The sequence below is a fragment of the Photobacterium sp. GB-36 genome, assembly GCF_003026135.1.
Classification (GTDB): domain Bacteria; phylum Pseudomonadota; class Gammaproteobacteria; order Enterobacterales; family Vibrionaceae; genus Photobacterium.
The window spans coordinates 1-23,408 of record NZ_PYNY01000011.1; the positions used below are offsets into that span (position 1 = coordinate 1).

Annotated in this window: 19 protein-coding genes and 3 tRNA genes; 12 read left to right on the top strand and 10 right to left on the bottom strand. The window is 37.8% G+C overall.

Features of this window, described 5'->3' with window-relative positions; genetic code table 11:
• Positions 1 to 32 precede the first annotated feature (32 nt).
• From C9J46_RS11520 to C9J46_RS11530, 3 genes are all read left to right on the top strand, one after another.
• Positions 33 to 119 (top strand) — tRNA-Leu (locus C9J46_RS11520).
• A 20-nt stretch (positions 120 to 139) separates the two neighbouring features.
• Positions 140 to 213 (top strand) — tRNA-Cys (locus C9J46_RS11525).
• Positions 214 to 228: 15 nt separating this feature from the next.
• Positions 229 to 313: transfer RNA gene (locus C9J46_RS11530), tRNA-Leu, on the top strand.
• A gap of 205 nt (positions 314 to 518) precedes the next feature.
• Here the strand turns inward: C9J46_RS11530 and C9J46_RS11535 are convergent.
• Entirely contained in the window at positions 519 to 1,739 is a 1,221-nt protein-coding gene (locus C9J46_RS11535) for a metallophosphoesterase (protein WP_107290923.1), read from the bottom strand.
• Positions 1,740 to 2,008: 269 nt separating this feature from the next.
• Complete coding sequence (locus tag C9J46_RS11540; RefSeq protein WP_107290924.1) at positions 2,009 to 4,852, bottom strand: right-handed parallel beta-helix repeat-containing protein; 2,844 nt, start codon at positions 4,850 to 4,852, stop codon at positions 2,009 to 2,011.
• A gap of 357 nt (positions 4,853 to 5,209) precedes the next feature.
• Between C9J46_RS11540 and C9J46_RS11545 the strand changes: the two genes are divergently transcribed.
• From C9J46_RS11545 to C9J46_RS11580, 8 genes are all read left to right on the top strand, one after another.
• Complete coding sequence (locus tag C9J46_RS11545; protein ID WP_107206352.1) at positions 5,210 to 6,067, top strand: PA4780 family RIO1-like protein kinase; 858 nt, start codon at positions 5,210 to 5,212, stop codon at positions 6,065 to 6,067.
• A gap of 116 nt (positions 6,068 to 6,183) precedes the next feature.
• Positions 6,184 to 6,696, top strand: a complete 513-nt coding sequence (locus C9J46_RS11550) for an RNA methyltransferase (protein WP_107206353.1) — start codon at positions 6,184 to 6,186, stop codon at positions 6,694 to 6,696.
• A gap of 163 nt (positions 6,697 to 6,859) precedes the next feature.
• The gene (locus C9J46_RS11555; RefSeq protein WP_107246900.1) at positions 6,860 to 7,180 is read left to right on the top strand and encodes a hypothetical protein; all 321 of its coding nucleotides are present in this window, start codon (positions 6,860 to 6,862) and stop codon (positions 7,178 to 7,180) included.
• Between the two features lie 10 nt (positions 7,181 to 7,190).
• Positions 7,191 to 7,520, top strand: a complete 330-nt coding sequence (locus C9J46_RS11560) for a hypothetical protein (protein WP_107290925.1) — start codon at positions 7,191 to 7,193, stop codon at positions 7,518 to 7,520.
• 135 nt (positions 7,521 to 7,655) lie between these two features.
• Positions 7,656 to 8,264 carry a 2OG-Fe(II) oxygenase gene (locus C9J46_RS11565; protein WP_107287642.1) on the top strand — a complete coding sequence of 203 codons (609 nt, stop codon included), beginning with the start codon at positions 7,656 to 7,658 and terminating at the stop codon, positions 8,262 to 8,264.
• Between the two features lie 396 nt (positions 8,265 to 8,660).
• The gene (locus C9J46_RS11570; protein ID WP_107290926.1) at positions 8,661 to 11,621 is read left to right on the top strand and encodes a GGDEF and EAL domain-containing protein; all 2,961 of its coding nucleotides are present in this window, start codon (positions 8,661 to 8,663) and stop codon (positions 11,619 to 11,621) included.
• A 69-nt stretch (positions 11,622 to 11,690) separates the two neighbouring features.
• Positions 11,691 to 12,344, top strand: coding sequence for an HAD family phosphatase (locus tag C9J46_RS11575; RefSeq protein WP_107290927.1), 654 nt, complete (start codon positions 11,691 to 11,693; stop codon positions 12,342 to 12,344).
• 86 nt (positions 12,345 to 12,430) lie between these two features.
• The gene (locus C9J46_RS11580; RefSeq protein WP_107206359.1) at positions 12,431 to 12,697 is read left to right on the top strand and encodes a hypothetical protein; all 267 of its coding nucleotides are present in this window, start codon (positions 12,431 to 12,433) and stop codon (positions 12,695 to 12,697) included.
• 96 nt (positions 12,698 to 12,793) lie between these two features.
• On the opposite strand, the gene C9J46_RS11585 is transcribed toward C9J46_RS11580, so the two are convergent.
• The 6 genes from C9J46_RS11585 to C9J46_RS11610 form a co-directional block, all read right to left on the bottom strand.
• A complete protein-coding gene (locus tag C9J46_RS11585) occupies positions 12,794 to 13,360 on the bottom strand; it encodes an isochorismatase family cysteine hydrolase (protein WP_107290928.1) in 567 nt (188 codons plus the stop codon).
• A 165-nt stretch (positions 13,361 to 13,525) separates the two neighbouring features.
• Entirely contained in the window at positions 13,526 to 14,161 is a 636-nt protein-coding gene (locus tag C9J46_RS11590) for a murein L,D-transpeptidase catalytic domain family protein (RefSeq protein WP_199187088.1), read from the bottom strand.
• 459 nt (positions 14,162 to 14,620) lie between these two features.
• Positions 14,621 to 17,821: a glycosyl hydrolase family 18 protein gene (locus C9J46_RS11595; RefSeq protein ID WP_107246906.1), complete on the bottom strand. Its 3,201-nt coding sequence runs from the start codon at positions 17,819 to 17,821 to the stop codon at positions 14,621 to 14,623.
• Between the two features lie 342 nt (positions 17,822 to 18,163).
• On the bottom strand, positions 18,164 to 18,787 hold the full coding sequence (locus tag C9J46_RS11600; protein ID WP_107206363.1) for a DUF2057 domain-containing protein: 624 nt from the start codon (positions 18,785 to 18,787) through the stop codon (positions 18,164 to 18,166).
• Positions 18,788 to 18,978: 191 nt separating this feature from the next.
• Positions 18,979 to 20,169, bottom strand: a complete 1,191-nt coding sequence (locus C9J46_RS11605; protein WP_107290929.1) for a class I SAM-dependent methyltransferase — start codon at positions 20,167 to 20,169, stop codon at positions 18,979 to 18,981.
• 135 nt (positions 20,170 to 20,304) lie between these two features.
• A complete protein-coding gene (locus C9J46_RS11610; RefSeq protein WP_107290930.1) occupies positions 20,305 to 21,711 on the bottom strand; it encodes a methyl-accepting chemotaxis protein in 1,407 nt (468 codons plus the stop codon).
• Positions 21,712 to 21,809: 98 nt separating this feature from the next.
• Between C9J46_RS11610 and yccX the strand changes: the two genes are divergently transcribed.
• Positions 21,810 to 22,082: an acylphosphatase gene (yccX, locus tag C9J46_RS11615; RefSeq protein ID WP_107206365.1), complete on the top strand. Its 273-nt coding sequence runs from the start codon at positions 21,810 to 21,812 to the stop codon at positions 22,080 to 22,082.
• Between the two features lie 83 nt (positions 22,083 to 22,165).
• On the opposite strand, the gene tusE is transcribed toward yccX, so the two are convergent.
• The gene (tusE, locus tag C9J46_RS11620) at positions 22,166 to 22,495 is read right to left on the bottom strand and encodes a sulfurtransferase TusE (RefSeq protein WP_005368340.1); all 330 of its coding nucleotides are present in this window, start codon (positions 22,493 to 22,495) and stop codon (positions 22,166 to 22,168) included.
• Between the two features lie 153 nt (positions 22,496 to 22,648).
• On the bottom strand, positions 22,649 to 23,317 hold the full coding sequence (locus C9J46_RS11625) for a Bax inhibitor-1/YccA family protein (protein ID WP_005368338.1): 669 nt from the start codon (positions 23,315 to 23,317) through the stop codon (positions 22,649 to 22,651).
• Positions 23,318 to 23,408: the final 91 nt, after the last annotated feature.

The window sequence follows — 23,408 nt, forward strand, 5'->3', positions numbered from 1 at the left end:
AGATGGTGTCTAACCATCGCAAGAAATTGCGTGCCCTGGTGGTGGAATTGGTAGACACAAGGGATTTAAAATCCCTCGGCGTTCGCGCTGTGCCGGTTCAAGTCCGGCCCGGGGCACCATCTAATTGAGAAGTAAAAATGGCGCGTTGGCAGAGTGGCTATGCAGCGGATTGCAAATCCGTGGACCTCGGTTCGACTCCGGGACGCGCCTCCATTCTCTAATAATTAAGCCCGAGTGGTGAAATTGGTATACACGACGGATTCAAAATCCGTTTCCTTCGGGAGTGACGGTTCAAGTCCGTCCTCGGGCACCAGTACAAACGATAAAGCCTCAGCTCACGCTTGGGCTTTGTTGTTTCTAGTCTAATCAAAAACTTAGCCCTGTCTTTTTCTGGTTGCTTTCCTATTTTGTTTTAAACCGCCGTTATTATGCATACTTGTACTTAAAGCTTATTTGAGAGCATTGGTCACTAAAAGAAGGTAGTACAGTGAGTTGTTCACTGTACTACTCAGTTAATGTTATTTTGATTTATTTAAGATAACGTTGATAACACTATGTTCAGTCGGAACACCTAACCGAAAAGGAAAACCATAATGACCAGTGCCACGATGTATATATAATTTTGTGTTTTCCATTCCCCATAGCCCATGATCAGGGGATTTGGACAATAAACTGATCACCGTCGTTTTAAAACCGAGGCTCACTAACCCTATAAGCCCACCATGGGTATGACCACTTAAAAATAAATCTATAGAGTGGCTCTTTGTCGGAATATCTCGGATATGTGTTGGATCATGTAACATTGCAATACTTGCAATGACTTTGCTTTTATTAGGTAAGTTACCAATTGCTCTAAGAAGTTTTGACGCTCTATCTTTAAAATGAAAATCAAAACCAATAATTTGAACATGGCCTAGACGAGTTTGTACTATCTGAGCCTCGTCAATTAATAAATGAATATTATTGTTAGCTAATGCTTCTTTTACTATTTCAGGCGCTTCGTAATCATGGTTACCCATACATGCAAATACTTTTCCACTATATTCTTTAAGTGGGCTCAGTGATTGTGACAGTACTTGTGTTGATCCTTTTGATTCCATGGTTAAAAAATCACCCGTTAACAAAATGAGATCCGGCTTTTTCGCTACTGCACTTTTGCAAATGCGCTCGAGCCTAGCAACAGACATATATGGACCTAAATGAGGATCTGTTAATTGTATAATATGTAGATTTTCATCACTATTTAAAGTCGGATTTGCTAAATCTAATCGACTCAAATCTGATGGCTGAGCCTTATTATTAAGGTCAATAAATATATTCTCTTCGTTTATGCGAAAATTTTGTAAGACACCTATCAGACCGAGTATATAGGGAACATATAAGAAGTCGGCACTTTTGAAAAAAAGTAACCATATTGCCCAAGGGAAGGCGATTATCGTTGATCCTAAAAACCATTGCCCAGGCCAATTAATTAATATTCTAACCCAAAAAGGTTGCATCTTTGGTCGTAGAAGAAGAAAGGTGTCTATAAATACTAAACTGCATAATAGTAATATAATGAAGGGAGGTATAACACTCACTAACGTACTAAATAAGCTAAGAAAAACTAAACTATAAAAAGTTAAAATAACGCCTCGAATAATGGCAAACGCTTTAGAACGAAATAACCAACTAATAACAAAGTTAAAGAGTAATAAAGATAATGTTATTGCTACAATATTATCCAAAATAAAGTTCAATGAGATAATCCTATTTATATAACAAATGAAAATATAATTATTTAGTATATTAGCGAAAGATCTAGATAAGAGTATACTTTTAATATGCTATTCATCATCAAATATTTTTACTTATTTGCGGTGATATTTTATTTTTTTAAGCTTGTTGATGTTATAAATATGATATATATATCAATGTGATAAGTGGCTTATTAGATAATATAAACCGCTGTAATAACAGCGGTGATATTAAGAAGGCCTCAATCAAAGAGACTGAGGCTTTCTTTTGGTTACTTAGTATGAAATGACCAAATATTTCCAGTCGTTACTTTGCTATCATCGATAACATCGACACGCCAGTAATATTGGGTATTTGGCAAAAGATCATTCAAGCTATACTTATTATCTACTTTATCAATGGGTAATAAGGCGTCGATATTCTTACCTAAGTAGACATCATAACTAAATCGGTTGAGATCCTGTGAGAACATTAATTCAATATTCAGATCAACATTGGCAGCCTTATCAAAAGGGACAGGGTTAGAGGCGATTGAATGCCTATGACCTGGAATCCAAGTGTTAGGAGCTCCATATTCATAAGCGCCAATATCAGGGAAAGAGCCAAGATAATCAATCGCCATTAAACTACTGTTAGTTGTTCCCATATCAATGGTCATTGCGTTATCTTTCGGTCTAAAGTCACCCCAATAAGCGCCCCTTAAGTGGCTTAAGATCTCAGATGTATTACCTGTTATATTATTCGCTACCATACCCGGGACAGTTAATTGCTCGCTAGTACCCGATTTACGCCCTTGAAGTGTCCCTACTAAGTTGTTTAGCGTTTCAGAGCTGTCATTCAATCCACCGGCTGACGCTTTATTAAAGATGATTAGATCTGTGATGATGTTATTAAACATCAAGTTATTGTAGGTACCTTGCGTATCACCTTTAATAATATTGAAGGCGCTATTCCACACAACGTTGTGATGAACTAAGCCATCTTTACCTGTTTTAGCCGCACCTTCGACACCATCAAAACGAATACCTGCTTTTGGTGTATCGTGTACCCAGTTATAAGCGATCTCTGTGCCTGCTTGTTCATCAATCCCCACATTGATTGCTGCGCCATCATGTTGTAATAGACTGGTGTTGTATACATGGTTACCAATGACTTTAGAGCGAGCGCCAACGCGTACACCTTCAGAGTTACCTGCGGTATGAAAAGTGTTATTGCTAAAAGTGATATTCTGGCTTTGTGAAGCCATGTTAATGGAGCCTTCACCACCTGTACCTAGATTTGAATAGTCAATATCATGGATAAGGTTATTATCTACCACGTTACTGTTTTCTTTGATCATCTCAAACGCAGGTCCATCAGTGTAAGCAAGGTAACTATTGGTGATCTTGTTGTGTGTTTCTGTGATGGCTTTATTGTTATTAATAAACTTAATGGTTTGAGGGCGAGTTAAGTCACCTAACATGCGCTTTGAATACGCGTAATATTTCGCATCAAGATCATTAAAGGTAATAGACTGTGAGCTTATCACTGTAAATGCTGTCGCAAAAAAGTCGACATTATCGAAAATAAGGTGGCTAGAATTTCGGATGGTTAAGCCATAGGTCTGTTGCTTACCACGCACATGAAGCTGGTTAGGATCAGCATTATCGGGTGCCCATAAATAAACGGTTTTCGTTTGCTTATCAAAGAACCACTCATTGGGACTATCTAATAGCGCGAGTTTACCTTCAAGGTAATAGTGGCCTTCTTCATATTTGCCGTTTTTATTCGCCCAAAAATTGCCTTTAGAGAGCATATTAGTAGCGGCTTTTTTCATCGCAGTGCCTGATTGAGAAAAATCGGTACTATAGGTAAAGCGATCACTACCAACCGTGTGACTATCAATCACTTGTGCCCAGTTCAACCAAGAACCAATGTTCATGATGGCAATGGCACCTGTTGCATCAATACCTGAATCAGCTAGTGATTGTGTGTTTACATCACTAGGAAGAGGTTGATATTCATTACCACTGTTTTTAACAGTGATCTTTTCATACGGGCGTTCATCAATCATTTCACCGAAACGACTTTCAGGGGCTTGATGACGCCATGTCGACTTCATATCCCACAGTGAGCTATCACTTAATTGAGCATTAGGCCAACGCGCTGACATCACCATTTTATCGTCAATAAACAGTTGCCAAATATCTTGATTGATTTGCGTTTTGTAAATATTACCGTCGTGTCGTTGCCATGGTGTCGTAATATCTATGGTGCCATCAAAGACGCTGTTATTTCCTCTGATCACTATGGGTGCTTCGCTGATCCCGTTAGCCTTATCAATGACTTCTGCTGTTTTATAACGGCCTTCTGCCAGTTCAATAATGCTGCCTGCTTTAGCTTGAGATAAAGCTTTCTTTAGGGTTTTGTAAGGCTTAGTGAATGAGCCGTTATTATTATCGTTGCCATTAGGGCTAACAAAAATAGCTTGTGTTGCAGGGCAGCTATCGTAGTTTTCGGCGATAGTGCCGTCAGGGCAAGTAACTTCTGTTGGTGGTTCAGTAGGACATTCTGCAATCGTTGGTGCGGTAGAGCCGTCAGGGCACTCAATCGGTTCTAGGGGCGTATCTGGGCAACTTGTTTCATTCCAAAACCATGATGATGACTTAGGTGTTTCCCATAATCCAGGACCATTTTTAGCTTCAAAGCATTGAGACTGGTAGCTAACAATATCACCGTTATTAACTTTTGTTTCTCCCGCAATCCATAACGTGATATCAGATACCGGAGGTGTTGTTTCATCGACACAGATATTATCAACCAATATTTGACCATTTGGACAGACCACAGGTTCAACAATATCGACACAAATGTCATCGATTAACTCTTGATTATCCTTGCATGTTGGAGGGGGGGAACCACCGCATTCGGTCGGTTGCCAAAACCAATTAGACGATGGTGAAGGTGTTTCCCATGAGCCTGGATTATTTTGTGCGATATAACATTGTTCATTGTATATAACGGTATCGCCATTAACGACCTTGGTTTTACCATTAACCCACTCGATTGAGTTTGCCTGAGCATTAAAGCTAAATAGAGGTAATAAGAAGGGAAGATATTTAATTCTTTTGTTCATATGCATTCCTTGGCTAAAAGCGTTGCTGATCATTAATAGTTGTTATTTTTTTGTTAAAGATTAGCGTGAGGAAGGCAAGTAAGCATAACTTCGGTAAATTTAGTAGAGGTATTGTGATAGCCGAAATACTTCACTATAGATACACGGTATATTACATTTGTCGATTTGATGTTGGTTCAATTATTTAGTAGTACTAGAAGCTCACTTTCACTCACCAAATCGAACGATTTCTTAGTAAATATAAGAGCGATTTGAAGAGAATAAGAATAAATTGATTTCGATGCTTGTTAAAAATTCAAAGCAAGTGATAATGCGATAAATTGAAAGTTTGTTTTGTAATTAATTTATGTAGGTGCAATGAAGATACCCCCACGATTACAACCTCTTGTAGAGGATGGCCTTATTGATGATGTTTTATCACAATTAATGAGTGGCAAAGAAGCTTCCGTATATGTTGTTCGCAGTGGTGGAAAAATCTGTTGCGCTAAAGTTTACAAAGAAATAGATCAACGTAGTTTTAAAAAAGCCGTCTCATATCGAGAGGGGCGAAAGGTGCGCAATAGTCGTCGTGCTCGAGCGATGGAAAAAGGCTCTAAGTTTGGCCGTGATGAACAAGAAAAAGTGTGGCAGCAAGCTGAGGTTGATGCGTTGTCGTTGTTAGCCAAAGCTGATATACGAGCGCCTGTGCCTTATGGCTGTTTTGATGGCGTATTATTGATGGAGTTGATCACCGATGCAGATGGTAATGTTGCACCTCGACTCAACGATATCACGCTAACTAAAGATCAGGCATTACACCACCATGAGCTAATGATTAACTATGTTAAACGTATGCTATGCATCGGCCTTATTCATGGCGATCTATCAGAGTTTAATGTGTTAGTGGATGCTAATGGCCCTGTTATTATTGATTTACCGCAAGCAGTAGATGCCTCAGCCAATAATAATGCCAAATGGATGCTTGAGCGTGATGTTAAAAATATGGCTAACTATTATGGTCAATATGTACCTGAGTTGCTTAATACACAATACGCAAAAGAAATGTGGGCATTATTTGAAGCTGGAACATTAAAGCCAGAGACTGAACTAACCGGTATTTATGTTGAAACTGATGCCGACGCAGATATTGATAGCGTGATGGCGGAAATAAATGCTGTGATGGAAGAAGCTGCACTTCGTCGTGCTCGCATCGCAGAACACGAAGAAATAGACTAACTCCTCATTAATTCCGTTGATTGTTGAGCACAACGATCAATATCGTCATTATTAGAGCTTTGGTAAAATAAAGCTCTAATCTTCGTTTTTATTACAATGAAAAGGTACATCTAGCAATGAAAGAGGCGTCAGTCATTATTGGGTTAACTAACCCTAAAAGCCCTACAAATGTTGGAGCAGTACTAAGAGCTGCAGGGTGTTATCAGGCGGATGCGGTTTTATATACAGGAACCCGATATGATAAAGCGGCAAAGTTTCAAACTGACACGAAACAAATGCAACAGACAATTCCTTTGACTGGGGTAGCATCAATGATTGATGATCTACCCGTAGATATGAAGATTGTGTGTGTCGATTTTGCAGAAGGCGCAACATTACTTCCTCATTTTACGCATCCAGAAAAAGCGATTTACATCTTTGGCCCTGAAGATGGTTCAATCGCACAAGATGTTGCAGACAAAGCCGATCATGTTGTTTATGTTCCTACTGTCGGGTGCATGAATTTAGCTGCCTCCGTCAATGTTGTGCTATATGATCGCCTAGCAAAGCAGGAGAATATTGTTCAAAGTGATGAACATATTCGCCAAAATAGAGATAATAAAAATAATCTGCGTGTAACGGCTAAATAACGTATAGCAAAAATAAAAACTTAATGGTACGCCCTATCTTAAGGGCTATCATTTAGCTTCTAGAGATTAACTATCACTTAACCCTCCCTTAAAAATATTTATATTTCTAACTATTAGTCTGCAGCGTATGCTTTTTAAAATTCTTATATGAAAAGAAAAAAGCATGAATATTTGTATAGATAACAATCGACATTTACGTAAGTTTTTCCATCAACATGCCTGTTACGAAGAAGCAATCATGTGTGACCTTCGTGAACGATTACCGCTCTTATTAACGTTACATAATGGTAAAATTAAATCGGTACCTCATGCTTTTTCTTCTAAATTGAGAGTCTTAGAATATAAGATTATTGTGAAACCTGATGTTGCATTTAGGGTTGCGTTTACAGTGAAAGATGAAGTACTGACAGTGATTTTTATTAGTGAAGTACTCATAAAAGCACATTTTTGTAAATTGATAGCGAAAACAGATTTACTTGATTAAGAGGTTGCTAATGTCAAAGTTACATATTTCTCAGGTTGAATCAGGTTGTGAACGTTTTTTAAAGTCGATGCAGGTTGGTGATGCATTTGAAGTACTGACTTTTAAAAAAGATCGTGGTTTTAAAGTATTGAAACAGTCATCAACAGATTATGTGTTTAAGCAGTTTGGCTACATTGAGCAGAATATTGTATCTGAGTCTAGTGCGTTGAAAAAAAACATTAAAAAAGCTATTAAAATAGAGTTTCCGAGAAGTAATATTGCATGGATTGAGCATTTCCATGGGGTAAAGTCGATTGATGAATTAAGTAAAAACCAGCAAACACAATATCATTTATTTTAATCATAATGTGGTTTTTATTAATGGTGTAACAAAACATCACAGCAGTAGAAAAATTGCATTTGAGTATAAATTTTCTGATTTGCTCTCAACACCAACAGGCGATATAAATCTTTTTTTATCTCGATTGGAACGAATATGAATTACGACAAACTTATTGATGCTTTATTCACGCAAGGTTGGTTTGTCTGGGATGACTTTTTAGCTCAGGATGAGGTTAAAGCACTTAAAGCTTGCATTCCCGATGATTGGAGCCAAGCGGGAATTGGCCGAAAAGATGAATATACCACCCAAAAATCTATTCGAAGCGATAAAATTCAATGGCTCTCGGCTGAGATGGGAGAGCCTGTTGCCAATTTTTTAAAACGAATGAATGAAATTCGCCTAGAGGTGAATCGTCACTTTTTTCTTGGCTTATTTGAATATGAAGCACATTTTGCCAAATATGAGCACGGTGATTTCTATCAAAAGCATTTAGATTGTTTTCGTGGTCAAGAAAATCGTAAATTAACAACGGTATTTTACCTTAATGATGATTGGCTACCCGAACACGGTGGTCGTTTAAAAATGTATGATTTAGATGATAATGAATTAGCAACATTAGACCCAAAAGCGGGGCGTTTAGTTGTATTCTTATCTGAATTCTTCCCTCATGAAGTGTTGCCAGCAACACAACGTCGTTTTAGTATCGCTGGTTGGTTCCGAACTAATGGGGTTACAGGTAATCAATTAGATATCTCTCGTTAATTAATGATAAAAAAGGAGCTTTTGGCTCCTTTTTATCTTTTTAATATGTAATATATTTGAATTAAATATTAAATTAAACACGATGCTATTAATATTGATTATATCAATTATTGAAAATAGTAAGATATTTTAATCAGTAAGATAGTATTTCTTATATGATAAAAGCCTTAAAGGCTAAAGTTTTATAGAATATGTTTCATATATTTATTTTCAAAATGCAATAAAACATAGAATTATTGCTTAAAAGCTAATACGTAATCTGATTTAAATCAAAATAGGCATGACAAATCTAGGCATCTATGTCTAGAAACTTTTTTTCAATTAAATGATACTGTATATTCAAATCATAAACTTTATAAATAAATCAAATTCAGAACAGCTAGGTTAGAGCATTTAATGGTTACTGAACTAAAAGCTTTAAAACGAAACCAATATGGTAAAGATTTTATCTGTAAAACCATGCAATCGGTATATGATGAATTAAAGCCAGATCATTTTTATATAGCCTATTTTAATAAAACTGGTACAAAAGCAACGTCATTAGCTTATTACGTCAATGGTAACAAAAAAGTCAGTAATATTAGCTATATGCTAGATGATATACCTTGTCGTAAAGTGTTAGAAAGCGGTGCAATATACTTGCTGAGCTCGCAAGCGTATCTTGTTTATCCTAAAGATAAATTACTGGTTGAGTATGGTTTTGAAGCATATTTAGGTATTCCTATTTTTTCAAAATATGATGATGTGATAGGTATCCTCGTTTGCTTGTTTGAACAACCCACTACTTTAACACCTTTACAATTTAATTGGTGTGAGGGTATTGGTCAACAATTAGGTTCAGAGCTTCATTACTTAGCATTACTAGCTGAGCAAAAACTGTTGTTAAGTGAGATGGAGTCATCTCAACGTGTTGCTAAGTTGGGTAATTGGCAATGGGATGTACAGACAAACACATTTACTTGGAGTCAAGAAGTATACCATATTTATGAAGTCGATAAGCAGCTAACCCCAAATTTGAAATTAGTTCAGGAATACATCCATCCTGAAGATAGAGATCGTGTTATTCATTTTATGAATAATATAATAATATCATCACATTCAAGCTATAATATTATATATCGTTTATTATTGCCGAGTGGGAAAATTAAATATGTTAGAAATGAATCGAATATATTTAAAGATGATAATGGAAATACAAACCTAGTACGTGGCATTGTTCAAGATATAACTGAGTTTTATCATTTATCATCAGAGCTCTCTATAACATCAAATAAATTACATGTTACTTATAATGCAATTATAGAAGGTGTATGGGAGTATGATTTTTCAAATAATCAGACAATAACATCACCTAAAATATGGGATCTTTTGCAAGTTGAAAGTGGTAAAGTTAATTCGCTTCATGATTGGATATCAATCATTCATAAAGATGAGCGAAGAGCTGCAATTAATGCTTTCAAAAAAATTAAAAAAAATAAGTGTCAGTTATTTAGTTTTGAATTTAGAACAAATCCTTCTTCAGTTAATAATGATAGCAATTTAACTGATCGTTGGTTTAAGTGTGAAGGTCGTGTTGTTGAAGTTGATGCTTTTGGTAAAAATGAAAAAATAGCTGGTGTGTTAACTGATATCACAGAATCAATATCAACTGTTCAGCAATTGAATTTAGCAAAAACTGTCTTTGATAATACTTCAGAGTGTATTGTTATTACTGATCACTGCAATAATATTGTTACGGTAAATAAGTCATTTGAGCAAGTGACAGGATATAAAAAAGAGGATGTGATCGGAAAAAATCCAAACATATTAGCGTCTGGCATGCATGATAAACGGTTCTATGAAAACATGTGGCATAGTGTGGAAACGACAGGCCAATGGAAAGGACTGCTCTATAATCGCCGGGAAAATGGTCATGTTTATCCTGAAGAAATGACAATAAATAAAATTGAAGATGATAATCATGAAGTCGTTAACTATCTTGGTGTTTTTCATGACGTTAGCGTACGCCAACAAACAGAAAAAAAATTACGTTTTTATGCGAATAATGATGCGCTAACCACACTTATGAATCGCCGTTGTTTTAGTGAAATGGTAGAAAAAGAACTCGTATTTGTTAAAGACAACAAAGCAGACGATCGTTGTTATCAGGCGTTTTCCATTCTATTTATTGATCTTGATGACTTTAAAGCAATCAATGATTTATACGGTCACGCTGTAGGTGACAAACTTCTAAAATATATTGCTGAAACGTTATTAAAACATTGTAGTGATGACAGTTTAGTCTGTAGATATGGTGGTGATGAATTTGCTATTTTACTCAAAGGCTATTCATCTTCTGAAGCTAAAAAATATGCTGAAGATTTAATAGGCGTATTGCTTCAACCTATTTATATCGACACTATTAAATTGGATATTACAATTAGTATTGGTATTTCGTCGTATCCAGAAAGTGGTTTTACACATCTAGATTTATTAAAGAATGCTGATTATGCAATGTATGAACAAAAGCGTAATGGGTGTAATGGTATTTCTATTTATGATGGAAAATTACAAGCGGAATATATACGTCAATTAAGGTTGAAAGATCGTCTGATTAAAGCTATATCAGAATATAAAATACAAGTTTATTATCAGCCAATTATTGACATTGAAACAGGTAAAGTATGTAAGTTTGAAGCTCTTACGCGTTGGTTTGATGAAGAAGAAGGGTATATATCACCTGTTATTTTCGTTGAGATGGCAGAGAAATATGGCCTGATTGGTGATCTTGGGAAAATAGTTTTTGATAAAGCGTGTTGTGATCTTGCAGATATTCGTCAGCAGGGTTTTACTGATATTTGTATATCTATAAATCGTTCTGTTCGTGAGTTCTCAAGCTGTGATCAAAAATATATCTACGATGTTATTGAACGATATAACTTACCGTTTGATAAAATCATGATTGAAATAACCGAATCTGCAGCATTAGATGAAGGTAATAATATTTTGGAATTATTATCTGAATTTTCTCAAAAAGGGATATCTATTGCGATTGATGATTTTGGCACAGGTTATTCCTCAATGTCAGCTATTATCGCCAATAAACCAAATGTCATTAAAATTGATAGAAGTTTCATTATTGATATAGAACATAGTGTTGAAAGCCAAATTTTAGTTTCTCTCGTGATGGATATGAGCCGAAAGCTAAACCTAGATGTTGTTGCTGAAGGTGTTGAATCTGAAGCTCAAGTGCGTATTTTATCTAAAATGGGCTGCCACTATATTCAAGGTTTCTATTTTAGCCCTGCCGTTGAAATCAAACAGGTAATGAGATTACTTGAACAGAATGCAGCTTGTACGATCCTTACAGATGTTTAACTAACAAGCTACATGGATAATCATAGTCGTGCTATAAAGTAAGAATTATTCGTATTTTTCAGGTAGTACATGCAAACGATATTTTTTGATTTTGATGGCACACTCGTTGACTCTGAGCGCTTTCATGCTGTGAATTGGAGTCAGTATTTAGCTAGCTATGGCGTTGAACTAAATTCTGAGACGTTCATGTCTCAGTACGCTGGCGTAACTTGGCCTCAGATCGCAGAGCACTTTATCTATCAATACAATATACCGCTAACGGAAACGGTAATGATTGAAGAGATGGAAGCATTAACAGAGAAGATGATCGTTGAAAAAGGCATACCACCGATGCCTGGTGTGGATGAATTGCTCAAAACCTTATCGGGTAAAGTGCCGATGGCTGTCGTCACCGGAGCTCCAAAAGATTACGTGCAAGGTGTTTTAGCGCAACATGGCTGGTTAGCACTCTTTGAGCATGTATTCAGTGGATATGAAGTGGCAAATAATAAACCTGCGCCAGATGTATATTTACAGGCCTGTAAAACAATGCGTGTGCTGCCTGAAAAGGCGGTTGCAGTAGAAGATAGCCGTACTGGATTAATGTCAGCACTGAGTGCTAATACCTATGCGGTTTTTGTAAATAGTCATAATATAGAATTAACTGCTCAGGCTCAGCATTCGTTTACATCAATGAAAGAGGCAACACCTGCGTTGTTATCATTGCTTAAGGTTAATGATTAAACATATTGTTTAGCTTATTGGTCTAGGTTAGCTATTACCTAACGAGTTAAGTTAGAATATGTCAAATTTTAGATAGGCTGTTATAAATGGAAAATGAAGATATCATGACAGGCGATATGCTTGTTGAGACGGTTGAAAATCAACTTGCTGACGGTGAGCCGTTAGTTGTTAAAGAAACGCTAATGCGTCTTGTAATGACAGGTACACCACGAGATGAAGCAATTCAAATGATAGCGTGCGCATTATCCATTGAAGTTTTTGATGTTATGAAAAATGATGGTAAATTTGATCTCAAGCGTTATAGCGAAAACTTAGCAGCGCTTCCTGATATGCCTTGGGAAGATGATATTTAAATCATAATAAAACCGCATAATATCTTGTTGCTATAAAAAAGAATATGCGGTTTATTTATTTCAACCATTCATACCAGTATGAAACTCACATCGCTTTTATTTAATATCCGTTGATTGGTGTATTGTTGCTATGCGAGCCAAGGTTGCAAGTGAAATATTGTGTTCTTCTTCTGTTGCCGCTGTACAAGCATCTGCAATAATATGCACCTGATAATCTCTATCATGAGCATCTCTAGCCGCAGATTGAATCGCCCATGTTGTGCTTACCCCACAAAAATAAATATCAGTGATCTTATTTGCACTTAATACGCTATCTAACTGTGTGTTATGGAAAGGATTGACTCTTGGTTTAGTGATCACAATATCGTCTTTACTTATCCGTAAATTTTGATGAAATTGTGTTCCCCAATCGTTCAAGTTTAATGCATTGATAGATTGCGCTTTACCAAACATTGGCGAGTGTAGGGGGAGATCGAGATAGTGATTATGAAAACCTACTTTGACATAAATACAAGGAATATGTTGGCTTTGTGCCCATAGAATTGAGCGGTTTGCATTTTCAATTGTATTATTATCAATAACTTGTTGAGCACAACTAGGTATTTTCCCGTTTAAATCAACGATATCATTAATAAAATCAATAACAACAAGTGCTTTATTCATACTAAACCTCGCAAAATTAAAACCATTCTAACATTACACAGTAAATCACAACTTAACGGATGAGTTATAGGGAGTAAAAGGCTTGATTGAAAATAGAGGTACAAAAAAGCTGTTATCATTTAACTTATTTTAGCTAAATACTAACAGCCCGTTTCAATGAATAAATTAAGCGTAAGCAAAAATAACACTACCGCCTTTGATAGTATCAATAATTTTCTTTGCAATTGCTTCAGGTAGGGCTGGACAGCCCCAACTACGACCTAAATAGCCATTACGTTTAATAAACTTTTCAGAAACATATTTTGCACCATGAATAACAATATAGCGTTTTAGTGCGTTGTCATTTTTACCACGGGTTAAGCCATTTAGTTTAAGAGAATAACCATTACCACCTATATAAGTCGATTCGGTTAAAAATGTACCCAGTGACGTTTTGTGCGAATTTACTTGATTCGAAAACTTATCGGCTTTAAGCAAACCGCTATTCATGCCATGCGATACGTATGTTTTGTAAAGTAATTTGTTTTGTTTTAAATCAATCACATAAAATCTTTTTTGTGTTGATGGTTTACTATAATCAATGATTGTCAGTAATGACTTTTTTTTGCCTTTGGTTTTGTTATACGCAATAAAGGCTTGTTTAAATACGTCGTAGTTAATTTTGTTTTTAAGATGTGCTTTTTGGTAAACATAATCTACTACGATATCAGTATTCTTTCTTTCAGTATGAAGAGCATGTGCTGATGTTTGGAATGACAAAGAACACATGATCAAAATTATTAGACATATTGCTTTTTTCATTAAGTCAGTACTACCATCGAACAATGCTTACGTGGATGTTTTGCGGGCTAAACTTTAGCATAAAAATAACGAATTAATAGGTAGTGTGAATGTAGTGCTATGCCTTAAGGGAATGCATTGAGCGATGTTTATTTCATAAAGAATTAAAGATAAACAATAAATAACAGTGAGTTATAAAAAAGAACAGCATTTAATTATATTTATAGATATCAGTTTATCTGGGATGTGTAAATCACACGTTTAGTCGATGATAGGCTACTAAGTAATTGTTTTAAGATATAAAAATATAATGGTACTCACTAAAGTAAAAATAATTCTTTTTATTGGAAAAAATGAAATTGCGTTGAAAAATAACCACGTAAACGATCTTATTTATATAAAAGCCTATTTTCTAGATTTCAGTGACTAAAAAAGCAGGTAGCGAACTACCTGCTTGTAGGACTTTACTTAGACGTTGATTTAGATGTTACAAACTTTCGTCCAACTACCGTCACTTCCTGGTACTGATGATGTCCACCAGTTAGCTTTGTATACAGCACCATCATGGATGATTTCATCGCCGCTACCAGCATGAGTTGGCGTACCTTGCCAATCAGTCTGAGGCCAGTTAGGGTAAGTATTTAGGCCATCTGAATCACAGTTGCCATTATTACCACCCGTATCGCCGCCACCATTATTACCACCACCGGCATTTAAATCACCGATAGGTAGGTTTGGTTGCTCAAACTTAAACGCATACTCATTACCATCTACATTCACTGAGTAGTTAGCAGGGCCTGAGATTGGTAGGTAGTAAATAAAGTCTAGCTCGTAGCTTTCACCCGCTGGTAATGTTTTCCACTTAGGCAGAGTAAAGGCAACACGGTGCATTGTTCCGTCTAAGCCACCAATGTTATCACCACGAGTATGACCAGAAGAGATGACTTTCAGACCACCACCAGATTGATCTTTCGCGTTATCGGGTGCAGATACTGGAATATCAAACTGGAATTCAGTTCCACCCGGTAAATCAGTACCTGTGTTATTGGTAAAGGTTACGGTTGGGTTGATAGGGTAGTTTTGGTCACCAACTTTGAAGCCGCTAACGTTAACTGCAATATCAATTGCTTGAGTTGGGATTGCACCTGTTGCGATTGTATTACCATATGGAGTTGCTGACTTAAACTTATCGTAGATAGCTTTCGTCATAGCATTACCCATGTGGTACTCACCGTTACCAGAAGCACATGCCTTTTCAGTTGCGTCAATAGTGTTAGTACGCTTACCGTTTGCATCGAATAAGTAACAGTTGTAGTCGCCTGCAAGCTCCCAGAACATGATACCACCGATTTCTTTATCAATTACGTAGTCAGCTTTCACGCCAACCGATGCTTTATCCTCTGTAGAGATAAATACGCTCTTCTCTGCATTCCATAGCCATGGTGCAACAGCGACATCATCGTAATTACGGGTATACGAACCAACAAGTTTATCTTGTGGATCATTAACAGGATCTAAGCCATAAGCGGCTGTGTACGAACCGAAGATACCTTGCTCAAGGTTTTTCGCGTGCCACATTGGGTTAGAACCGGCACCCATTTCTTTACCATTTGGATCAAGATCGTGCCACATGTTGTCGATACCGATAGCACCGTAACCACAGTTGTTCTTCTCGCCTTCACCAGTACCAGCCTGACACTCAGACTGGTTAGGTAGTGCTGCACGACCCCATAGACCGTTATCCCCACCTTTAACATCTTGCCAACCACGGGTGTAGTATGGAACACCGATATTGATACGACCAGCAGGCATTGAACCACGGAAGTAGTGGTAAGCCCAGTCAGTATTAAGGTAACCAATACCACCGTATGCTGCAGTGCCGTATACGTTCCACTGTGCTAACTCTGAATCTTTACCTGTATCAAATAGCGCAGCATTATGACCAACGTGGTCGTTCCAAGCACCGTGTAAGTCGTAAGACATGATGTTTACATAATCTAAGTATTTCGTTACATCAAATGTTTCCATACCACGTAGTAGGTAACCAGATGATGGTGCTGCAATCGTTAGCATGTAGTGAATGCCATCTTCTGCTGAAGCAACATCCAGTTTTTCACGAAGTACTTTCATCAGTTCTTGGTAAGAAGCCCATAGGTATGGACGACGCGGTTCCATGAACTCTTTATCGTATGGATTACCTGCACCCGCCATAGACGTTGGGTATTCGTAATCAATATCAAGGCCATCGAACTTGTACTTACGTAACATTTCAACAGCAGATGTGGCGAATTTCTCAATGCCTGCATGGTTAATAGAACCATCAGCATTTGTTGTCATCGTGTAGAATCCACCATCAGCTGCACGACCACCATCTGTGCCGAAGTGGCCGCCTGTTTCAGCCCAGCCACCGATAGAGATTAATGTTTTAACATCGTGTTTCGCTTTTGCTGTTGCAAGTGCACCGAAGTGACCTTTAAAGCCAAGTGCTGGGTCGATTTCAACGCCATCCCATTCCATACCTACAGCGGCATTACTTGGATCTGATGTGTCACCGATATTAACTTTACCGTCTTCACCAATACTAACGAATGCGTAGTTAATGTGAGTTAGTTGTTCCCATGGAATATCGTTAACTAAGTAGCTACTTTGAGGATCATCGCCTGCACGCCAGCTAGTGAAGTAACCAATAACACGACGAGGGTGATCAACCCCCATCATTTCACGGCCATCTTCATCATAGATAGAACAGTAAGGCACATTTACGCCTTCAGTTTGGTATAAACCGTCAGGACGACAACCATTTGATACAACAGCGCCATTAACTGCAACAGAACTTACGGCAGAATCAGAAGTTTTGTTTTGGTCATCAGTTGCACGAGCAAAGATTTTTGCATTGCCAGCTTGAACCGTTGTGTATTCAAGAGCATAAGGGGCTGTAGCTGCGGTGCCAACCAGTGCGCCATTTACGTAGAAATCAACTTTTTCTACCGTGCCATCAGTATCTGCAGCATCAGCAGTAATGGTAATAACTTCACCTAATTCCACACTTGTCGCTGAAACAGCAACAGAAACGGTAGGCGCTTCGTTAACAGGTCCTTCAGGTGCAACATCGACGCTAACACTTGCTTGGCTGCTTGCTGCATTTTTATCATCAAAAGCCATTGCTGAAAGGCTATGTACGCCTTCTGTTGCGGTCCATGCAAACTCGTATGGTGCTGTTGTTGTTGAACCAACAACTTGTCCGTCGACTAGGAAGTCAACTTTCGCAATAGTACCGTCAGTGTCGGTTGCATTTGCTTTGATGAGAACAGTTTCACCGGTTGTGATAGCCGTTGTTGCTGTTGGTGCTGTAAGGCTTGCTGTAGGTGCTGCATTTTCTACTGGATCAACTGGTGGGTCGATAGGTGGCTCGCCACCAGAACAAAGATCGAGTTGAACCCATTGTGAATACGGACCGTTGTTGTCTTTCGGAGAATTATTCTGTGTCCAGTAATTTGCTTTATAAGCAACACCCGCTTGTTTAACTTGATCGCCGCCAGTATAAACGCTGTCACTTTTCCATTCTGTAAGGTCAGTACAATCAACAGCAGCTTGTGCGTTGAATGCAAATAAGCATGACATAGTTAGAGTACTAAGAGTGAAAATCCCTTTCCTCATCGTTCCATGTTTACCATTATCCATTAGGTATCCTTTTAGTTTCAGTAAAATAAGCAACACTCAGTTTGTCCGTTATTCTTTTGTGAATCTTTTTGAGTGCCGTAAAAAAACTATAATGCTGATAGCTAAATTTGCACGATGCGATGTACTGATCTTCAGACATGCTCTCGGAAAGGTGTAAAAAAAATGTAAATAAACTTGCTGTTATTGAATTAAAAGCAAGTCTTCAACAGTATTTAGGGCTTTTTTGTGGTCGGAGGAGTGCTGGTTAAATGCTTTTTTTGCGCAGTGTTTTTATAATGCAATATGTAGGATAGCCACAAGTTGTAAGCTATCCTATTGATTAGAAAAAGTTTTATAAATTACTTATTTGTTAATAGCAGATTTGAATTGTTCTTGCGTAGCCTTGTCTGCTTTTTTGTACCAGTAATTTAGCATCTTGGTTACGTAGGCTTGATCGACTTTTCCACTTTTTTCAACAGCTATTTGTTGTACTTGAGGTACAGAAACAGAAATTGCAGTGGTTAGAGCTGCTGGTGCGTTACTTAAATTATACTTAGCGATTTCTTGCTGAAAATTTCGTCCAATTTGCACGCCATTTTTGATTAATACATCCTGCTTAATGGCGATATCATTATTTTGTTTGTCTGTAATTACAACATTTGGCTGCTTGTTAAATGCTCTAGCTTCATATTGGCTATGAATTTTAGGTAGATTCAATGTGTAGTGTGCGTCTGTACCATCAAATGTGACGATCACAACTTCAGATTTGAATAGGTGAGTATCGCCGTTTTCACGGTAATTAGTTTCATAGCGAAAAGCGATTTGATTATCACCATCTTTTAATGACAGTGGACCGTTACCTTGCGCTTTTGTACCATTAACAAGCACAAGATCAGCTGAGTCGGGTAGTGTAAGCGAAACGTTAGCAAAAGAAGAGAAGCTCACACCACAAACGGCTAAGGTTAAAAGTGCTGTACGTAATTTCATGTTAATTCCTTGTATTTGTTGATAGCTAAATGCGCTATTGGTATTTTCTTATTGTATTCTTTTATTAATACCAATGACAAATAATGTCTATTTGTAATTAAGCTTATAAACAGTTAGAAAATAAAAAGCCCAATGAGTTATGCTCATTGGGCTTTCGTTACATTAGGCACTAATTAAAGCTAATTTGATGATTACTTAACGTAACACGCAAATCCTTTTAGGTAGAAACCCTCAGGGTAGGCGCTATCTAATGGGTGATCCGCTGCTTGGCTAAAACGCTCAATAAATTGAACTTCACGTTTAGCATCAAGTGCCGCATCTGCAATGATTTTTTGGAATAAACCGTTATCCATTAAACCTGAGCAAGAGTAAGTCAGTAACGTACCACCAGGTTTAAGAATTTGCATTGCTAGCATATTGATATCTTTGTAACCACGGCATGCACCAACAAGCTGAGATTTAGATTCAGCAAACTTTGGTGGATCCATAATCACAACATCAAATAACTCGCCACGATCACGGTACTCACGTAGTAATTTAAATACATCAGCATTTAAGAATTGTGCATTTTCAACAGGAAAGCCGTTGTCTTGTGCATTTTGTAATGCAGTATCAAGCGCGTGTTGAGAGACATCAACGTTAACTACTTCTTTAGCGCCGCCTTTCAGTGCATAAAGACCGAAACCACCGGTGTAGCAGAAACAGTTAAGGACACGTTTGCCGTTAACGTATTTAACCGAAGCTTCACGGCTGTCACGTTGGTCAAGATAGAAACCTGTTTTATGGCCACCGACGATATCAACGTTAATTTTAACGCCGTTTTCTTCAATCATTACAAATTTAGGTGGCTCTTCACCATGAAGAACGCCTGTACGTTGTTTCAAGCCTTCTTTTTTACGCACAGAAACATCAGAACGTTCGTAGATGCTGCATTCTGGGTAGCAGTGTTGAAGCGCTTCAATCAGCACATCACGTTGTGCTTCAGCACCAGCACTGAGTAACTGACAAACTAAAAAGTTTTGGTAACGGTCAATCGTAATGCCCGGTAGGCCATCAGATTCTGCTGCAATTAAACGATAACCTGTTAAGCCATCACGCTTAGCTAAAATATCGCGCAAACCTTGTGCTTGGTTTAGACGTTTAATAAAGAAGTTAACGTCGATATTTTCGTTTTTCTCAAAACTCCATACGCGAACGCGAATTTGTGATTGTGGTGAATAAGCGCCTTTTGCTAACCATTCGCCTTTGTTGTCGTAAATATCGACGGTTTCGCCTAAGCCTGGTTTACCTTCAATGCGATCAATACCGCGAGAGAAAACCCAAGGGTGGCGACGACGTAGTGATTTTTCGCGGCCTTTTACCAAATAAATAGAAGCTGTCATGAACATGCCCAGTATGGAATTCGAGTGGGGGCGTATTATCTTTCTCTAGGCATATAAAATCAAATGAAAAAGCCGCTATCTTATCGGATACAAACAAGATAGCGGCATAAAAGAGGACTTAAGCAATGGAACTGGTTATGAGGCTTTTAAACCACTCATTAAGTGTTCAAGGGTTTGTGCTTGCTGGCTCAGTTGTTCAATCTCATTACTAGATTCACTGATCATCTGTGCTATCTGACTGGATTGGGTGCGAACCTGTTCAACGCTGCTTGCGATATTTTCAGCAACAGCACCTTGTTGTTCTGCAGCTGCTGCAATCTCGGAACTACGATCAGATATCCCTTGGTTTCGTTCGTTAATTTGGCCAATTTCGCTATCAACAGAATCCATTAATTGTTCACTGTTAATGGCGTTATCAACGGTATTTTTCATAACAGCAATGAGCTGTTGGCTATTTTGTTGCAGTGATTCAATCATTTGCTGAATTTCAACAGTAGCACTTTGGGTACGCCCAGCAAGGGTACGTACTTCATCTGCAACAACGGCAAACCCACGCCCTTGTTCACCCGCACGTGCCGCTTCAATTGCTGCGTTTAGTGCAAGTAGGTTAGTTTGTTCTGAAATACCATTAATGGTTGTGACAACGTCATCAATTTTTGCCGCATTGCTATCTAACGCAGATACTGCTTGAGCGGCGGAATTAATTTCATTAGAAAGAATCGAAATGGCATTTTTTGTTTCGCTTACTTTTACACGACCATTTTCACTCACCGATTGTGCTTCTTGAGTTTGCAGTGATGTTTCGTGGGCGTGAGTAGCAACTTCACGAATTGAGCTTGCCATTTCTTCAGTCGCACTTGCGAGTGAATCTAAATGGCTTTGTTGAGATTGTGATAAATCACCACTGTTATCACTGCGACGATGTAAATCCACACTTATTTGTTGCATAAGCGCGACAGCTTGTTGCGTTGCGAGTACTAACTGTTGTTCACGTTCTGCGACTTTATCAATTGTGATAGCAATCAGGCTAAATTCATCTCGAACAGGAAAGAAATTTAATCGGTGGGTGAGATCCCCATCGGCTAAACTTTGTAGCGCTTTTTGCATATTAAACATCGCACCGCCAATGAAGGTCATGATGTAGTACACAGAAGCAAGAATAATAACAAATAAAATGCCAGTGACTATAAACTGAGTTGTTGATAAATAATCAAATAATCCAGTCTGTGTGACAGCTTGTAAACTATAATTTTGACCATTCACTAATACAGATTCTGATGATGAATTTGTCACTTTTATTGCGCTATTTTGCAGTAAAATGGCAGCATCAGTAGAAGAAATATTTTGTTGTTGGAGGATGTTAGCGGTCAGCTTTAGTTGTTGCTGTGTTATTTCTAAGCGTTGTTGAGAGGCGGCATCAACTAAAATAGCACTAACAAAGATAATAGCGGCAAACGGAAGAAGAAAAAGTAAGTAAAATTTTTCTGTAATTTTTAAATGTATAAGGTATTTATCGATCCATCGAAAAGCGACTTCTTTCATACTTACATCCTAATGAGCATAGATAAGTGGTTGCGAGATAACATTGATGGTGTAACTACATATACATCGACAAAATTACTTAGAACTTGAGGTGATGAATGTCACAGTTATGTATAAGAGCGAATATTACAGGTCGTGTGCAAGGGGTGGGTTTTCGTTTTCACACTGCTCATGAAGGGTTGAAATACAGTTTAAAAGGCTATGCGAAAAACCTACCTGATGGTAGTGTGGAAATTTTAGCTTGTGGTGAAAAAGAAAATATAGATGCGTTATTACTTTGGTTAGGGAGCGGGGTAAAGCTAGCTGATGTTAAGTCAATAACAACGGAAGAGTTGGAATGGCGGCATGTTGATGGATTTACGATTAAGTAGACATTGTTGTCAATAACAGAGGGTCACAAAATAGCAAGTCAATGCGTATCCTGTGACCACGGAGGGTTAGTAACAGTAGTGAATTAAATGCATTTTACTGGTTTCGGTAATCCGGCTAATTTTGTTGCTTGTTTTGCTGGTCCTTTAGGGAATAGGCGATAAAGATAACGAGAATTTCCTTTTTCTTCGCCGTATTTTTTCGCCATTGCTTTAACCAACATACGGACAGCCGGTGATGTATTAAATTCTAAATAAAATTCGCGTACAAAATGGATCACTTCCCAGTGCGCAGCAGAAAGATCAATCCCTTCTTCTTCTGCAAGTAAAGGGACAAGTTCTTCACACCAGTCACTAACATTTTTCAGATAGCCTTGTGCATCTGTTTCGATTTCTTTTTTATTAAATTCAAGCATGGTGAGCCTCGGTATTCATTACGGCTCAAAGCATAGTGAGTGTGGTACGGCGCTGCAAGTAAAACTGTTCACTATGTTCATGTATTTGACTATTTCTGATATAAAAATGCCCGCAAGATAGCGGGCATTTAGTATTAAGAATAGCGGTTGCTATTAGTTATTATCGCTGTTGATAACACCAAGAATTTGCAACAAGCTTAGGAACAGGTTGTAGATAGAAACGTACAACGTTACTGTCGCTGAAATGTAGTTTGTTTCACCACCACGAACAATTGACTGTGTAGTCAATAGAATTGCAGCTGATGAGAACAGAACAAACATACCGCTAATAGCAAGTGACAGCATTGGCATCTTCAAGAAGATATTAGCAACCACTGCAACAAGAATTGCGATAAAGCCTGCCATTAACATACCGTTTAAGAACGATAGGTCACGTTTAGTTGTTAGTGCGTAAGCTGAACAGCCAAGGAAAGTTACTGCTGTACCACCTAGGGCAGTCATTACAACATCGCCCATACCCGCGCCAACATACATGTTTAGAATTGGACCTAAGGTATAACCCATAAATCCAGTCAGTGCGAAGACGAAAACTAAGCCTAAGCTGCTATCTCGGTTACGTTCGGTTAAGAAAATTAAACCATAGAAACCTACAAGTAATACAATCCAGTGTACAGGCGGTACATTCATTGCCATCGCTACACCTGCAATACCTGCAGAAAATAACAAAGTTAACGAAAGTAGGAAGTAGGTGTTACGTAGAACCTTGTTGGTAGATAGTAAGCCTTCGTAACCGCCGTCACGATTAACTATACGATCGTTCATAAAAATCCCCTTAGGGTAGTTATATTGAGACTATTAATTTATATATGAGGCTAAATTACCATAAAAGCAAGTTTAACTAAGCACTCAACAT

Bases quoted from the DNA above. Each gene is read 5' to 3' on its own strand.
- C9J46_RS11540 (WP_107290924.1), bottom strand. From the start codon at position 4,852: ATGAACAAAAGAATTAAATATCTTCCCTTCTTATTACCTCTATTTAGC.
- C9J46_RS11545 (WP_107206352.1), top strand. From the start codon at position 5,210: ATGAAGATACCCCCACGATTACAACCTCTTGTAGAGGATGGCCTTATT.
- C9J46_RS11550 (WP_107206353.1), top strand. From the start codon at position 6,184: ATGAAAGAGGCGTCAGTCATTATTGGGTTAACTAACCCTAAAAGCCCT.
- C9J46_RS11555 (WP_107246900.1), top strand. From the start codon at position 6,860: ATGAATATTTGTATAGATAACAATCGACATTTACGTAAGTTTTTCCAT.
- C9J46_RS11560 (WP_107290925.1), top strand. From the start codon at position 7,191: ATGTCAAAGTTACATATTTCTCAGGTTGAATCAGGTTGTGAACGTTTT.
- C9J46_RS11565 (WP_107287642.1), top strand. From the start codon at position 7,656: ATGAATTACGACAAACTTATTGATGCTTTATTCACGCAAGGTTGGTTT.
- C9J46_RS11570 (WP_107290926.1), top strand. From the start codon at position 8,661: ATGGTTACTGAACTAAAAGCTTTAAAACGAAACCAATATGGTAAAGAT.
- C9J46_RS11575 (WP_107290927.1), top strand. From the start codon at position 11,691: ATGCAAACGATATTTTTTGATTTTGATGGCACACTCGTTGACTCTGAG.
- C9J46_RS11580 (WP_107206359.1), top strand. From the start codon at position 12,431: ATGGAAAATGAAGATATCATGACAGGCGATATGCTTGTTGAGACGGTT.
- C9J46_RS11585 (WP_107290928.1), bottom strand. From the start codon at position 13,360: ATGAATAAAGCACTTGTTGTTATTGATTTTATTAATGATATCGTTGAT.
- C9J46_RS11590 (WP_199187088.1), bottom strand. From the start codon at position 14,161: ATGAAAAAAGCAATATGTCTAATAATTTTGATCATGTGTTCTTTGTCA.
- C9J46_RS11595 (WP_107246906.1), bottom strand. From the start codon at position 17,821: ATGGATAATGGTAAACATGGAACGATGAGGAAAGGGATTTTCACTCTT.
- C9J46_RS11600 (WP_107206363.1), bottom strand. From the start codon at position 18,787: ATGAAATTACGTACAGCACTTTTAACCTTAGCCGTTTGTGGTGTGAGC.
- C9J46_RS11605 (WP_107290929.1), bottom strand. From the start codon at position 20,169: ATGACAGCTTCTATTTATTTGGTAAAAGGCCGCGAAAAATCACTACGT.
- C9J46_RS11610 (WP_107290930.1), bottom strand. From the start codon at position 21,711: ATGAAAGAAGTCGCTTTTCGATGGATCGATAAATACCTTATACATTTA.
- yccX (WP_107206365.1), top strand. From the start codon at position 21,810: ATGTCACAGTTATGTATAAGAGCGAATATTACAGGTCGTGTGCAAGGG.
- tusE (WP_005368340.1), bottom strand. From the start codon at position 22,495: ATGCTTGAATTTAATAAAAAAGAAATCGAAACAGATGCACAAGGCTAT.
- C9J46_RS11625 (WP_005368338.1), bottom strand. From the start codon at position 23,317: ATGAACGATCGTATAGTTAATCGTGACGGCGGTTACGAAGGCTTACTA.